Source organism: Vibrio sp. M260118 (genome assembly GCF_036533755.1).
Taxonomy (GTDB): domain Bacteria; phylum Pseudomonadota; class Gammaproteobacteria; order Enterobacterales; family Vibrionaceae; genus Vibrio.
In genome coordinates, this window is sequence record NZ_JATABG010000037.1 from 1 (window position 1) to 15,186 (window position 15,186).

A 15,186-nucleotide genomic window follows, 5' to 3' on the forward strand; every position below is an offset into this window, starting at 1 on the left:
TTGCGTGACAAAATTGCGATTTTCATTGTTATTCCCCTGTGATGTTTGCAAGGAAAATGTAGTAGTTGTTGTTAGATAAATAAAACTATATATTTTGAATATGTTGTTAAAAATTAATTATCAAAACAATGAAGATTGAGCTGCTAAAAACCTTTCTCGATGTGAGCCATACGTTGCATGTACGCATGTCTGCTCAAAACTTACATATCACTCAGGCTGCGGTAAGTTCTCGAATCAAACAATTGGAAGAAGAATTGGGTGTTCTACTTTTCGATCGTTCAAATAAACGCCTAAAGCTAACGGCGGAAGGGGATAAGTTAGTTAAGCATGCCAATGATTTGATGGCGATGTGGCATAAGCTAAAGCAAGAGGTTGGTGTCGTTGACAGCGATGGATCACAACTATTTATTGGTGCAATGATGTCTATCTGGGATATGGTGCTTCATGATTGGTTGCAAAAGCTTCACAGAAATATCGACGACGTTCAGCTGTATACACATGCATACTCTTCTGTAGAGTTACGAAAGCGCATATTAAACAGAATCTTGGATATCGCGTTTCTTTTTGAGCCACCATATACTGAGGAACTGGTGTCTAAAAAACTGTGTACGGTCCCTTTAGTACTTGTTGGGACAGAACCGATTAAACATATATCAGAAATCAATAACTTCGTTATGGTTGACTACGGCGACACTATCAACGCGATGTTCCTTAATCATTTTGGTCAGAGCTTGTCGCCGATACACCATATGAGTCAGCCCAATACCGCGATGTCATTTATCCTAGAAGCGGGAGGCGCGGCTTATCTACCTCGCCAAATGTGTTTTACACAAATGCGACGTAAGCAGTTACATATGGTACCGGATGCACCAACATTTCATCGTAATATCCATGCAATCTACTTAGCAAACAGCCACAAAAAAGAGTTAATTGAGGACTCCTTAATGTTGTTTCCTTACAGTATTAGATAGGTCCTGATTTCCATTAGAGTTGTTCGTTTTTATTTATCAACTGATGCCAATCGCAAATATTCACTTGTGTTTATCTTGGTCTAAACCAAGAATATTGCCCCTAATCCTAAAAAGACTAAAAAGCCGACTACGTCTGTTACGGTCGTTAGAACCACTGAGCCAGCGACTGCCGGATCAATGTTAAGTTTTTTGAGCGTGAATGGTATCAAGGTGCCCGATGCGGCTGCGGCCAAACTGTTGACGACGATAGCACAGCCAATGATAACTCCCAGCGCAGGTGACTGAAAAACAAGATAGACAACGAAACCAATCACAGCGGCCATTATGATTCCATTTATCGCCGCAATCTTTAGTTCTTTGTTGACGAGTAATTTAAGGTTGCTTTGATGTAGGTGATTTAAGGCAATACCACGCAGCGCAACTGCTAGCGTTTGACTGCCCGCTATACCACCCATACTCGCTACTACAGGCATTAGTATCGCCAAAGCGACGACCTGTTCAACGACATTGTCAAAAACTCCGATGATAGCAGAGGCGACAAATGCAGTGAGTAAGTTTATCACTAACCAAAGCGCTCTTAATCTTGCAGCTACGGTTAAAGGAGTAAACAAATCTTCCTCACTTTTTACGTTTTCTTGTACGACTGCCTGAAGGCTGTTTTCACGTAAAGTTAATGCGATGGTTGACATGGAGATAACCCCCACAACAGCACCTTGTGAAACGACGGGAAACCATAAGGTAGTACCATCAATGGATAGCTGATTACTTACCTCGTTGATCTCTTGGTTGCCATCTAGAATAGGAGAGAATACTGCGATTGATTTCAGCTTTACGCCATTTTCATTAAGCAGCAAAGTATCCGATGGTATAACTCCGATTATTCCTGTTGAGTCTTTGACTACAATTATTCTAATCGGATTTTCAGTATGCTTTTTCAGTTCGTCTTTTATTTTCCCCACACTGTTATGCGCGTTTGCAACTAAGAAGCATGATTCAGCATAACGTCCTACTTCATTATCTTCGAAGGAGAGTGCTTGCTTAATATGAGCAACAGTGGCGGTACTTTGGGTTAGCAAAAACTCATCGACAAACTCGCTAGGCAAAAACTCAGCAAAGTTGATCACCTCATTTTCCGTAACAAAGCCAAGTCTTTCTTGTGCAAATTGTTCATCCAAAGCTAGGTGAATGTGTTTTGCTGTTTCAAATTGGAGGTAGTCGAGTATCGCCCAATACCGAGTGGCAGAGATCTCCTCTATTATCTCTATACGTTGAGGAACGTTGACCGACTCGAGTAGACTCGCGATTTCTGCATCGTTGCAGTCATGAAGAAAGCCAAGATCACTATTCGTCTCAATAGCCGTTATGAAAGCAGCGAGTAATTCAGGTCTATTTTCAACGTCTGGGGTAGGGGTGATCTCTTTCATAAGGGGATCCTAAAATTCTCTGCCATTCAGATATTCTTGGTAACATCATTGGTATCAGGAAGTTAACATGACGATAAGCGAAATAACAATTGTTTTATAAAGGCATTAAAGTGTCTTACGGTTTGTCCGGTTATATCGTTGTTAAGCTCATAACAGGTAGAGGTTATACCGCAAGTCTTGGTTCGAGTAATCACGTACGCCCGTCGGGTGATTGAATAGCTCGATTCATCCACGTTTATGGTCACTCACTCCTTGTCGAAACTATCGACCACGATCGCGCCCATGGATGCAGGCATTGCTATAACGATTACTCGCTTTATAGCGATGAGTGGTGAGTCGTAAAGCGGGAGTTTATCAATGCACAATAGGACTAACGCGACGACCATCGCAGTAAGAAAATACGCAGTAACAATACGAAGTATAAACTCTGTTACTCGACCAGCGACCTGCCTTTGGTAAACGCTTTCGAAGGTGTAAACGGATAGAAACAGGCACGATAGGGCAAGTAGCAAAGCTAGATTTGCGATAGGTAAGTGTTCACCAAGTTGCCACGCTTCTTCTGAAAAAGAAATCGGTACGGCAAGCGCAAATGCCCCAACGAATATTTGCCCGGCATCTTCTAGATTGAAGCTTTTTGACACAATGACTCCTATGCTTATCTAATCCCTTCAGTGGTAGATAAATTATTGATTGACTTGGCTGTTTTTAAAGCACAGATTAACCTTAGTGACTATGTTTAGTATAGGTTAGTTGATGGATCTTTTTTCATCTTCTACTGAAAGCAAATCGTATCTAAATTATGTGAGGAAGTAGATGTCTCAATTTGGCTATTCAGAAAAAGAACCGAGTGGATTGATTCATGCCTTGTTGTTGAATGGCAGTGGCGGCAGCGACCAACTGACCTGGGCCCAGGTTAATGAATTAGATAGCAATCAGCATGGTTTATGGCTGCATTTTGACTATAGCGACGCAGAAGCTCAAGACTGGATCCGGCACTGCAGTGGCTTAAACGAAATTGCGGCTGACGGTTTGCTTAATCAAGATCATCGTCCCCATGTTCTCACAAGGGGCAGTAACCTGCTTCTGATCTTAAGAGGGGTGAACCTTAATGAAGGCGCGGACCCGGAAGATATGGTGTCACTCAGAATATGGACCAATGGTAAAGTGCTAATTAGTACGCGAAGAAGAATGTTGCTATCAACCCAAGATATTTTAGAATCCTTAGACAATCATACAGGCCCGTTGTCCGTCAGCGAGCTAATGGTTTGCTGGGTGGAACGTGTTATTGCGCGGATGAATGATACGATAAATGTATTGGAGGACAAGGTTTCAGAAATTGAAGAAGCGCTCTTCGATGCCGAACCGAACGAGCTTCGCTCTACATTGCTTGAGATTAGACAGCAATGTATAGGTCTTCGCCGCTACATAGCGCCACAAAGAGAAGCGCTAAATAAACTGGTATCTGAGCCTCTGAGTTGGCTCAATGACATTGACCGTCTCACGTTACGTAGCATCGCCGACCGACAAGTGCGTTATGTTGAAGACATTGATGCTATCAAAGAGCGAGCCACAATGGTGAAAGAGGAGCTAATTAGTCGGATATCAGAACAGCTCAATAATCGCAGTTATGTCCTCACCGTCGTTGCTGCAATCTTCCTACCTTTAGGCTTTTTTACTGGGTTAATGGGCGTGAACGTTGGAGGGATGCCAGGGCTCGAAAATCAGATGGCGTTTTGGCTTGTTGTCGGTATCTGCGTTGGCTGTACTGGGTTGCTGGGCGCGTATTTCTATTTAAAAAAATGGTTCTAATTACTATAGCGAAAGACTAGGTGATAACGTTAATTAGTGCGTTTGAGTAGAGGGGCTGTGCGTCATTTTAGGGCGCTGATAACTATGATTGTGCATCTAGGTGATAGAGGTCACATAACCTGTTTTAAGCGGAGTTGAATCTAGTTAACTGTTAGCTAAATTACATTACTTTTGTTAATTTTTAGCACAATGTCTAGCATAAGATGCTAACAAATGGCGTCTTATCAGACAATGTGGCACTTAGGTCTACTGTCTGGACGGATCTCATGTTAATTAACTGAGTATTTTATTTTTACTAGTGATATTAACTGTTTCATTGATGCTATCGCAAAATTATACGATTTTTTGCTACATTTTTATGGCAAATTACTTCGATGATTGATACTGTGTGCCGCAATCTTTGTGTGGATTTAGGTTTTTGTGCTTAAAATTTAGGCTAAGCAGTTCTAAATCACTGTCCGTTCTAGTGCCATACAAAGAAGTCATGGATGCAAATAAAAAACTTGGAGTTTTACGCATGTATAAGAACAAAATCACACGCGCTCTATTGGTAGGCGCGGGCCTTTCTTTAGCTTTAACTGGTTGTGGCGACAAACCAGAAGAAAAACAAGCTGCTCAGCCAGCACCTGCTCCTGAAGCTAAATCGGATTCTCAAACAGTTGAACTTGCTGATGTACAAGAACTCGTTCGTGGTAACGGTACAGAAGTAGCAACAATTGACCCTCATAAATCACAAGGTGTTCCAGAGTCTCACGTTATTCGTGACCTTCTAGAAGGCCTAGTAAACCAAGACGAAAATGGTAACACTATCCCGGGTGTTGCAGAGTCTTGGGAAACAGCAGACAACAAAACGTTCACTTTCCACCTACGCAAAGATGCTAAATGGTCTAACGGCGATCCTGTAACAGCAGGCGACTTCGTATACTCTTTCCAACGCGCAGTAGATCCAAACACAGCATCTCCATACTCTTGGTACATGGAATACACCAAGATGAAGAATGCAAAAGACATCATTGCGGGTAAGACAGACAAGAGCGAGCTAGGCGTTAAAGCTGTAGATGATCACACTCTAGTTGTTGAACTAGATGCAGCAGTACCTTACTTCGTAATGATGATGGGCCACACGACAGTTAAGCCTGTACACCAAGCGACAGTTGAGAAGTTCGGCGACCAGTGGACTAAACCAGAGAACTTCGTTGGTAACGGTGCATTCGTTGTAGACAACTGGGTAGTAAACGAGCGTTTGGCTCTTAAGCGTAACGAACAGTACTGGGACAACGCGAACACTAAGCTAAACAAAGTGACTTTCCTACCGATTGAAAACCAGGTAGCAGAGATGAACCGCTTCCTAGCGGGGGAAATCGACTTCACAAACGAGCTACCTGTAGAGCACTTCAAGCGTCTTAAGAAAGAGCACCCAGAAGAAGTATCAGTTACTGGTAACCTATGTACTTACTACTACATCTTCAACACTAAGAAAGCACCTTTCGATGACGTTCGCGTACGTAAAGCAATCTCTTACGCTATCGACCGTAACATCGTAACTGACGCTATCCTAGCGCAAGGTCAAAAACCAGCTTACTTCCTAACTCCTGAGATCACTGCAGGCTTCAACCCAGAAATGCCAGCGTACGGTCAAATGACTCAAGCTGAGCGTGATGCAGAAGCGAAACGTCTTCTAGAAGAAGCAGGTTTTGGTTCAGATAACCCACTGAAATTTAACCTTCTTTACAACACATCTGAGAACCACAAGAAAGTTGCTGTTGCACTGGGTTCAATGTGGAAGAAGACACTTGGCCTAGACGTTACTCTAGAGAACCAAGAGTGGAAAACTTATCTATCAAGTAAAGATTCAGGCGACTTCGAAGTTGCACGTGCCGGTTGGTGTGGTGATTACAACGAAGCTTCATCGTTCCTAACGCTAATGAAGAGCACCAACACAACAGGTGGTATTCACTATGACAGCAAGGCTTACGATGAAATCATGAATAAAGCAATCGCCGCGACTTCTGAAGAAGAGCGTCAAGCGCTTTACCTAGAAGCTGAGAAGCTACTAGCGAATGATATGCCTATCGCACCTATCTACCAGTACGTGAAATCACGTCTACTTTCTCCTAAGGTTGGCGGCTTCCCAGCAAACAACCCAGAAGAGAAGATCTATTCTAAAGATCTATACATCATCAAGTAATCCTTGAACTGATAGAACTATAAAATATTGGCCTGCATGTGAGAAATTACATGCAGTGCCTCTATACAATCTAAATTCGTAGAAATTTGATTGATTCTTTGTTTATTTTTAATTGTCACAGACTGAAAGAGTGAGTTTATGCTTAAATTCATCGCTAAAAGGATATTTGAGGCGATCCCAACTATGTTGGTATTGATCACCGTATCTTTCTTTCTCATGCGTTTTGCTCCAGGTAACCCATTCTCGAGCGAACGTCCACTTCCGCCAGAAGTTATGGCGAACATCGAAGCTAAGTACGGGCTAGATAAGCCGGTATTCGAGCAATACACTACCTATTTGACGAACGTCATCCAAGGTGATTTTGGTCCTTCATTTAAGTACCTTGATTACTCGGTAAATGAACTGATTTCGGTGGCACTGCCAGTGTCGGCGAAAGTAGGCTTTATCGCGTTTATCTTTACGGTCATTATGGGGGTCACGGTCGGAACTATTGCCGCCTTGAAGCAGAATACCTGGGTCGATTACACCATAATGTCAACGGCCATGTTAGGTGTGGTAATGCCGTCATTTGTATTGGCACCAGCGCTTATCTATCTGTTCTCATTGCATTGGAATCTGTTCCCGGCAGGTGGTTGGCATGACGGTAGTGCGAAGTATTTAGTGCTTCCAGTTATTGGTATGTCTTTGCTCTATGTAGCGACATTTGCGCGTATCACACGTGGTTCGATGATTGAAACACTCAACAGTAACTTTATCCGTACTGCACGTGCGAAAGGGCTAAGTTACCGTTACATCATTATTAAACATGCACTTAAGCCAGCGCTTCTTCCTGTTGTTTCTTACATGGGCCCAGCGTTCGTAGGTATCATCACCGGTTCTGTTGTTATCGAAACTATCTTTGGTCTACCGGGCATCGGTAAGCTGTTCGTTAACGCTGCATTTAACCGTGACTACTCGCTTGTAATGGGGGTAACCATTCTGATTGGTTTCCTATTTATCCTATTCAACGCGATTGTAGATATTCTACTTGCAATGATTGACCCGAAAATTCGCTACTAACAGGGACGTTTGGTTATGTTAACGAAAAAAGAAAACCTAGACGCGATTGAGAAGTTCTCTGAAAATTTAGAGATTGAAGGTCGTAGTCTATGGCAAGACGCTCGCATCCGCTTCATGCGCAACAAAGCGGCAATGGTGAGCCTATTTATCTTATTCTTGATGACGCTAGCGGTAATCGTATTACCTATGATTGCGCCATTTACTTACGATGATACTGACTGGTACGCAATGCACGTTGGTCCTAACGCTGAGCACTGGTTTGGTACCGATAGCTTAGGTCGTGACTTGTACGTTCGTACACTTATCGGTGGCCGAATCTCACTCATGGTTGGTGTGATGGGCGCATTCGTCGCTGTATTGATCGGTACGCTTTACGGTGCGGCTTCTGGCTTCATCGGCGGTAAAGTTGACCGTATTATGATGCGTATCCTAGAGATCCTTTATGCAGTACCATTTATGTTCCTAGTTATCGTACTGGTAACATTCTTTGGTCGTAATATCATCCTTATCTTCGTCGCTATCGGTGCGATTGCATGGCTAGATATGGCGCGTATTGTACGTGGCCAAACACTTAGCCTTCGCAGCAAAGAGTTCATCGAAGCGGCGCACGTTTGTGGTGTGAGCAAGTGGAAAATCATCACTCGTCACATCGTACCGAACGTACTGGGTATTGTTGCGGTTTACTCAACGCTTCTTATCCCAAGCATGATTCTAACTGAGTCATTCCTTTCATTCCTTGGTCTTGGTGTTCAAGAGCCGATGACAAGTTGGGGCGCACTTCTACAAGAAGGTGCACAGACAATGGAAGTTGCAATCTGGCAGTTGGCATTCCCTGCTGCATTCATGGTTGTGACGCTATTCTGCTTCAACTACGTTGGTGACGGTCTGCGCGACGCGCTTGATCCAAAAGACAGATAACTAGAAAGCAATAATTAAAAATCTAGATAAGATTAAGGAAGCAATGATGAGCTTATTAGATGTCAAAGATCTGCGCGTAGAATTTACCACTCAAGATGGTATTGTCACCGCAGTAAACGATTTAAACTTTTCTCTGAACCAAGGCGAGACTCTAGGTATCGTAGGTGAATCTGGTTCAGGTAAGTCACAAACTGTATTTGCAATCATGGGACTACTGGCTAAGAACGGTATCATCTCAGGTAGTGCAAAATTCGAAGGTAACGAGATCCTCAACCTTCCAGAAAAAGCCCTTAACAAGGTGCGTGCTGAACAGATCGCAATGATCTTCCAAGACCCAATGACGTCGCTTAACCCGTACATGAAGGTAAGCGATCAGCTAATGGAAGTGTTAATGCTCCACAAAGGCATGGGCAAAGCGGAAGCATTTGAAGAGTCGGTGCGCATGCTTGAAGCGGTTAAAATCCCTGAAGCTCGTAAGCGTATCACTATGTACCCGCATGAGTTCTCAGGCGGTATGCGTCAACGTGTAATGATCGCGATGGCGCTGCTATGTCGTCCTAAATTGCTGATCGCAGACGAACCAACCACGGCGTTGGACGTAACTGTTCAAGCGCAGATTATGGACCTACTGAACGAGCTTAAGTCTGAGTTCAATACGGCAATCATCATGATCACCCACGACCTTGGTGTAGTTGCTGGCTCATGTGACAAAGTGTTGGTTATGTACGCGGGTCGTACAATGGAATACGGCACTGTCGACGAGATTTTCTACAATCCTAGCCACCCATACGCAGAAGGCCTACTTAAAGCAATTCCGCGTCTGGATACTGAAGGTGAGATTCTACCTACCATTCCAGGTAACCCGCCTAACTTACTTCGTCTGCCACCTGGCTGTCCTTATCAGGAACGTTGCCATCGTGTAATGGATCGTTGTAAACAAGAAGCGCCGATCTTAACGCCATTTGGTGATGGCCGTCAGCGTGCATGTTTTTCTGAATGGGAGGCTTGGAAAAAATGACTATCGATAAGAAGCTAATTCTAGATGTTAAAGATCTGAAAGTTCACTTTAGTATTGCGTCTAAATCGGCGTGGCCATGGTCTAAGCCTGCAAACTTAAAAGCAGTTGATGGTGTTGATGTTCGTCTTTACGAAGGTGAAACGCTTGGGGTAGTAGGGGAGTCAGGTTGTGGTAAGTCGACTTTCGCCCGTGCAATTATCGGCCTAGTTGAAGCGACAGACGGCGACGTAATGTGGCTTGGTCAAGACTTGACTAAGATGCAAGAAGTTCAGCGCCGTGAAACTCGTAAAGAGATTCAGATGATTTTCCAAGACCCGCTGGCATCGCTTAACCCGCGTATGACGGTTGGTGACATCATTGCTGAGCCTCTAGAGACATTCTACCCACAGTTGTCTAAAGACGAAGTGAAAACTCGCGTTAAAGAGATGATGGCGAAAGTAGGTCTGCTACCTAACGTTATCAACCGTTACCCTCATGAGTTTTCAGGCGGTCAATGTCAGCGTATCGGTATCGCACGCGCGCTGATTCTCAAGCCGAAGATGATCATCTGTGATGAGCCAGTATCAGCACTTGACGTATCTATCCAAGCACAGGTGGTTAACCTGCTGAAAGAGCTACAAAAAGAGCTAGGTCTTTCACTGGTATTCATTGCGCATGATTTATCAGTGGTTAAGCACATCTCTGACCGCGTGTTGGTGATGTACTTAGGTAACGCGGTTGAGTTAGGTGAGGCAGATGCACTGTTTGCAGACCCTAAACACCCATATACGCGTGCACTGATGTCAGCTGTACCAATTCCAGATCCGAAGCTAGAGCGTAACAAGCAGATCGAAATGCTTGAAGGTGACCTTCCTTCACCGATCAATCCACCTTCTGGTTGTGTTTTCCGTACTCGTTGTCCACAAGCAACAGAGGCGTGTGCGCAGACTAAGCCGACTATTGAAGGTAGCGACGTTCACGCAGTTTCATGTTTACACGTTAGCGTATAATTTCAGCCTGTGACGGGCTTAAGCGCGGCATCCTTTTGGGGTCGCGCTTTTTTTATTTGTGAAGCACTCGCATCCATTCAAAATATTTGAACAACTAAGCCAACTGTCTCTAACCAACCATATTGAGTATTTACTTATACTTAAGTCATTCAAAGTATAAGGGTTAGGAGAGCGCTATGGGCAAGTTAGTTGAAGGTGTGTGGCACGATGTCTGGTATGATACCAAATCGAACAACGGGAAATTTGTACGAGAAGATGCGGGGTTTAGAAACTGGATTGAGAACAAACCAGGGACCAAATTCCAGCCAGAATCAGGTCGCTATCACTTGTATGTCTCTTTAGCCTGTCCTTGGGCGCACCGTACTCTGATTTTTCGAAAGTTAAAAGGCCTTGAACCTCATGTTGATGTCACTGTCGTTTGCCCTGACATGATGAGTGAGGGGTGGCAAATGGGGCTACCAGAGCCGCTTTTCGGTCATACTCGCTTGCATCAAATCTACACTCAAGCCAAACCGGATTATTCTGGGCGCGTTACTGTACCTGTGTTGTGGGATAAAAAGTACAACACCATTGTCAGCAACGAGTCTTCAGAAATCATTCGTATGTTTAACTCGGAATTTAATCAGCTAACTGGCAATACCCATGATTACTATCCAGAAGCACAGCGCGATTTAATTGAAGAGTGGAATGCGTATGTTTACCCGAACGTGAATAACGGAGTTTATCGCTGTGGGTTTGCCACCACGCAAGAGGCCTATGAAGAAGCGTACGACCAGCTGTTCGAGTCTTTAGACCGATTAGATAAACACCTTGAGAAAAACCGCTATCTAACCGGAGAGAAGCTTACAGAGGCAGATTGGCGTTTGTTTACCACTTTGATTCGCTTTGACGCGGTATACGTTGGCCATTTTAAGTGTAATAAACAGCGCATTGCCGACTACGCTAACCTTAACGGCTATATGAAAGAGTTGTATCAGGTGCCGGGCATAAAAGAGACGACTGACTTTTATCACATCAAACGTCACTACTACTATAGCCACACTGGCATTAATCCTACTCAGGTTGTGCCAACTGGCCCTGACTTGGATTTAGACAGCCCACATGGGCGGGATAACATTGACTAAATACTTCAGTCAGTATTAGTTTGAGAAGACAAAAAGCCCTAGACAATGTCTAGGGCTTTGTATCTAACTTCGTTATGTAACGAGATTAGTTGACTGCTTTCTCTTCAGCTTGTGCTGCTTGGTCTGCTTGGATTGCAGTAAGTGCTACTGTGTATACGATGTCGTCAACAAGTGCGCCACGAGACAGGTCGTTTACAGGCTTGCGCATGCCTTGAAGCATTGGACCGATAGAGACGAGGTCAGCTGAACGCTGTACCGCTTTGTAAGTCGTGTTACCCGTGTTTAGGTCTGGGAATACGAATACTGTCGCTTTACCTGCTACTGGAGAGTTAGGCGCTTTAGAAGCGGCTACGTTTTCCATGATCGCTGCGTCGTACTGCAGAGGACCGTCGATGACTAGATCAGGACGTTTCTCTTTCGCAAGCTTGGTTGCTTCACGTACTTTATCTACGTCTGCACCTTTACCAGATTCACCAGTCGAGTATGAAATCATAGCTACGCGTGGGTCGATACCGAACGCTGCTGCAGAGTCAGCAGATTGGATAGCGATCTCAGCAAGTTGTTCAGCGGTTGGATCTGGGTTGATCGCACAGTCACCGTATACTAGTACTTGGTCTGGCAGCAGCATGAAGAATACCGAAGATACGATAGACGCATCAGGTGCTGTTTTGATGATTTGGAACGGAGGAACGATAGTGTTCGCAGTAGTGTGAACCGCACCAGAAACTAGGCCGTCAACTTCGTCGTTCTCTAGCATCATTGTGCCTAGGAATACTGAGTCTTGTAGCTTCTCACGAGCAACAACTTCAGTCATACCTTTGTGACCACGTAGCTCAACTAGGCGTGCAACGTAGTTTTCACGAACTTCATCAGAGTTGATGATAGTTACGCCAGCACCTAATTCTACCCCTTGTTGTGCTGCAACACGTTTGATCTCTTCAGGGTTACCTAGAAGTACACATTCCGCGATGCCGCGCTCAGCACAGATAGCTGCTGCTTTAACCGTGCGTGGCTCATCCCCTTCAGGAAGAACGATACGCTTAGCTGCTTTACGAGCAAATTCCGTTAGCTGGTAACGGAATGCTGGTGGGCTTAGGCGACGAGACTTCTTGGTACCCTCAGTCATAGACTCGATCCAGTTACCGTCGATATGACCAGCAACGTGCTCGTTGATGAACTCGATACGCTCTTTATCGTCTGCAGGCACTTCGATAGAGAAGCTCTGTAGGTTTAGAGACGTCTGCCAAGTGTTACCTTGTGCTTTGAAGATTGGCAGACCTGATTCGAATGCAGGCTTACATAGGCCAACAATCTCTTCTGGGATGTCGTAACCGCCAGTGAGAAGCACCGCGCCGATTTCAACGCCGTTCATTGCTGCTAGTGCCGCTGCAACGATAACGTCTGGACGGTCAGCTGAAGTAACAAGCAGAGAACCTGGTTTGAAATGCTCAATCATGTTTGGTAGAGAACGTGCACAGAATGTGATGCTCTTGATACGACGCGTCGCGATATCACCTTCGTTGATGATGTCCGCGTTTAGGTGCTTCGCCATGTCGATAGCGCGCGTCGCGATTAGGTCGATGCTCCAAGGCACACAACCAAGAACGCGGATTGGAGACGTGTTGAAGATCTCCATCACTTTCATTTCGTTCTGTTTCGCGCTATCTGCATCGTCAAAGATTTCAGATAGGTCAGGGCGAGTACGGCCAGCTTCGTCAACAGGTGCGTTCAGCTTGTTGATGATAACACCTGAGATATTCTTGTTTTTAGTGCCACCAAAGTTAGAACAAGCAACTTCGATGCGCTCTTTTAGCTGTGCTGGGTTATCAGTACCTGGAGTTGCTACAAGAACGATTTCTGCACCAAGCGTCGCCGCGATTTCCGCGTTTACTTGGTTAGCGAATGGATGTTTACGAGTAGGCACGAGACCTTCGATGAGTGTTACGTCCGCATCTTTATTGATTTGGTTATAACGCTCAACCACTGTTTCTAGTAGCTCATCCATTTTGTCGTTACCGATTAGGCTTTCAGCAACAGACATCATCATTGGCGTGCCAATTTTCACATCGCTGTTAGTACCAACGATAGTTGACGTTAGATCTGGTTGATCACCGCCAGAACGAGGCTGACAGATTGGCTTGTAGAAAGAAACTTTAACGCCCTTGCGCTCCATAGTGCGCAGAACACCCATACTTACACTAGTAAGACCAACACCAGCGCTAGTAGGGATAAGCATAATAGTACGAGACATTCGTAGAGTACCTTTAGCTATTGGGAGAAAAGCTTAACTGTACATTCCTTTGAGGAAGGGAGAGGAGTTAAGCCCCTTAGTAAGAAAACCGGCTGACAATTGTCAGCCGGTTAAGTCAATTAAAGACCTGCTAGTTTTGCAGTGTCTTCAGCGATGACTAGCTCTTCGTTAGTAGAGATAACCATTGCTGGGATACGGCTGTCTGCTGTCGTGATTGTACCTTCGCCGCCGAAACGAGCTTTAAGGTTAGCTTCACCGTCAACTTCGATGCCGAATACGCCTAGGCGGTTTAGAACCATTTCACGGATCGGGCCAGAGTTCTCACCGATACCACCAGTGAATACGATAGCGTCTAGACGGCCTTCTAGAGTTGCAGTGTAACCAGCAACGTACTTCGCTAGGCGGTGGCAGAATACGTCCATCGCGCGAGTCGCTTCTTCTTTGTCGCCGTAGTTGTCTTCGACGAAACGGCAGTCAGAAGTCACTTCAGTCAGACCTTGAAGGCCAGACTCTTTAGTTAGCATAGTGTTGATTTTCTCAACAGAGTAACCAAGTGCGTCGTGTAGGTGGAAGATGATCGCAGGGTCGATGTCACCACAGCGAGTACCCATTACAAGACCTTCAAGAGGCGTTAGACCCATAGAAGTGTCTGCAGATTTACCGTTCTTGATTGCACATACAGATGCACCGTTACCTAGGTGACAGTTAATGATGTTTAGTTCATCAGCTGGCTTACCTAGACGCTCAGCCGCTTCGCGAGCGATGAATAGGTGAGAAGTACCGTGCATGCCGTAACGACGGATACCGTGCTCTTTGTATAGGTTGTATGGAAGTGCGTATAGGTACGCTTCTTCTGGCATAGACTGGTGGAAAGCAGTATCGAATACAGCAGACATTGGTAGACCAGGGAACGCTTTTTGAGCAGCTTTGATACCGATGATAGCAGCTGGGTTGTGAAGAGGTGCTAGAGTGGCACAGTCTTCGATACCTTTCAGCACGTCTTCAGTGATTAGAGCAGACTGAGTGAATTTCTCGCCGCCGTGAACAACACGGTGACCAACAGCTTTTAGTTGCTCTGCAAGTTCTGGCTTAGAAGCAAGAATAGTTTCAACAATGAAAGATAGAGCTTCATCGTGCGCAGCGCCTTCGCCTAGTTGTGCTTCATGCTTACCATCAAGTTTCCACTTGATACGTGCTTCAGGAAGGTGCAGACATTCTGCAAGACCTGTTAGGTGCTCGTCGCCGTTTGCTGCATCAACAATAGCGAATTTAAGAGAAGAACTACCGCAGTTTAAAACTAAAACTAGCTTTGACATGAGTGACTACCTGTAATAATCAGTTAGGATAAAAATTAATCACAAGAATAGACGATGCTCTCAAAGCTGCGTACTAATCTTGGTCAAAAAAACATCTAATTCCGTATAAAAGAGAGCAG

12 protein-coding genes are annotated in these 15,186 nt (G+C 44.8%); 8 read left to right on the plus strand and 4 right to left on the minus strand.

Annotated elements, in window-relative coordinates; all coding sequences use genetic code 11:
• Positions 1 to 128: 128 nt before the first annotated feature.
• A complete protein-coding gene (locus QTO00_RS04300) occupies positions 129 to 971 on the plus strand; it encodes a LysR substrate-binding domain-containing protein (protein ID WP_331423194.1) in 843 nt (280 codons plus the stop codon).
• 80 nt (positions 972 to 1,051) lie between these two features.
• Here the strand turns inward: QTO00_RS04300 and QTO00_RS04305 are convergent, their stop codons facing one another.
• Both QTO00_RS04305 and QTO00_RS04310 read right to left on the minus strand, forming a co-directional pair.
• Positions 1,052 to 2,395, minus strand: coding sequence for a magnesium transporter (locus QTO00_RS04305; RefSeq protein ID WP_331423196.1), 1,344 nt, complete (start codon positions 2,393 to 2,395; stop codon positions 1,052 to 1,054).
• Positions 2,396 to 2,640: 245 nt separating this feature from the next.
• Positions 2,641 to 3,036: a DUF2391 family protein gene (locus QTO00_RS04310; protein ID WP_038207090.1), complete on the minus strand. Its 396-nt coding sequence runs from the start codon at positions 3,034 to 3,036 to the stop codon at positions 2,641 to 2,643.
• 172 nt (positions 3,037 to 3,208) lie between these two features.
• On the opposite strand from QTO00_RS04310, the gene QTO00_RS04315 reads away from it, so the two are divergent.
• The 7 genes from QTO00_RS04315 (at position 3,209) to QTO00_RS04345 (ending at position 11,500) form a co-directional block, all read left to right on the plus strand.
• Positions 3,209 to 4,204, plus strand: a complete 996-nt coding sequence (locus QTO00_RS04315) for a zinc transporter ZntB (RefSeq protein ID WP_331423201.1) — start codon at positions 3,209 to 3,211, stop codon at positions 4,202 to 4,204.
• A 517-nt stretch (positions 4,205 to 4,721) separates the two neighbouring features.
• Positions 4,722 to 6,392: an ABC transporter substrate-binding protein gene (locus QTO00_RS04320; protein WP_331423203.1), complete on the plus strand. Its 1,671-nt coding sequence runs from the start codon at positions 4,722 to 4,724 to the stop codon at positions 6,390 to 6,392.
• Between the two features lie 138 nt (positions 6,393 to 6,530).
• Positions 6,531 to 7,451, plus strand: a complete 921-nt coding sequence (oppB, locus tag QTO00_RS04325; RefSeq protein WP_331423205.1) for an oligopeptide ABC transporter permease OppB — start codon at positions 6,531 to 6,533, stop codon at positions 7,449 to 7,451.
• A 15-nt stretch (positions 7,452 to 7,466) separates the two neighbouring features.
• Positions 7,467 to 8,369, plus strand: a complete 903-nt coding sequence (gene oppC, locus QTO00_RS04330) for an oligopeptide ABC transporter permease OppC (RefSeq protein ID WP_331423206.1) — start codon at positions 7,467 to 7,469, stop codon at positions 8,367 to 8,369.
• Positions 8,370 to 8,415: 46 nt separating this feature from the next.
• Positions 8,416 to 9,387: an ABC transporter ATP-binding protein gene (locus tag QTO00_RS04335; RefSeq protein ID WP_038207100.1), complete on the plus strand. Its 972-nt coding sequence runs from the start codon at positions 8,416 to 8,418 to the stop codon at positions 9,385 to 9,387.
• Entirely contained in the window at positions 9,384 to 10,376 is a 993-nt protein-coding gene (oppF, locus tag QTO00_RS04340) for a murein tripeptide/oligopeptide ABC transporter ATP binding protein OppF (protein ID WP_331423208.1), read from the plus strand. The genes QTO00_RS04335 and oppF overlap by 4 nt, the downstream gene beginning before the upstream one ends.
• Positions 10,377 to 10,552: 176 nt before the next feature.
• Positions 10,553 to 11,500, plus strand: a complete 948-nt coding sequence (locus QTO00_RS04345; protein WP_331423209.1) for a glutathione S-transferase family protein — start codon at positions 10,553 to 10,555, stop codon at positions 11,498 to 11,500.
• A gap of 85 nt (positions 11,501 to 11,585) precedes the next feature.
• On the opposite strand, the gene pta is transcribed toward QTO00_RS04345, so the two are convergent.
• Both pta and QTO00_RS04355 read right to left on the minus strand, forming a co-directional pair.
• Entirely contained in the window at positions 11,586 to 13,751 is a 2,166-nt protein-coding gene (gene pta / locus QTO00_RS04350) for a phosphate acetyltransferase (RefSeq protein ID WP_331423210.1), read from the minus strand.
• Positions 13,752 to 13,870: 119 nt separating this feature from the next.
• The gene (locus tag QTO00_RS04355; RefSeq protein WP_331423211.1) at positions 13,871 to 15,067 is read right to left on the minus strand and encodes an acetate kinase; all 1,197 of its coding nucleotides are present in this window, start codon (positions 15,065 to 15,067) and stop codon (positions 13,871 to 13,873) included.
• Positions 15,068 to 15,186 lie beyond the last annotated feature (119 nt).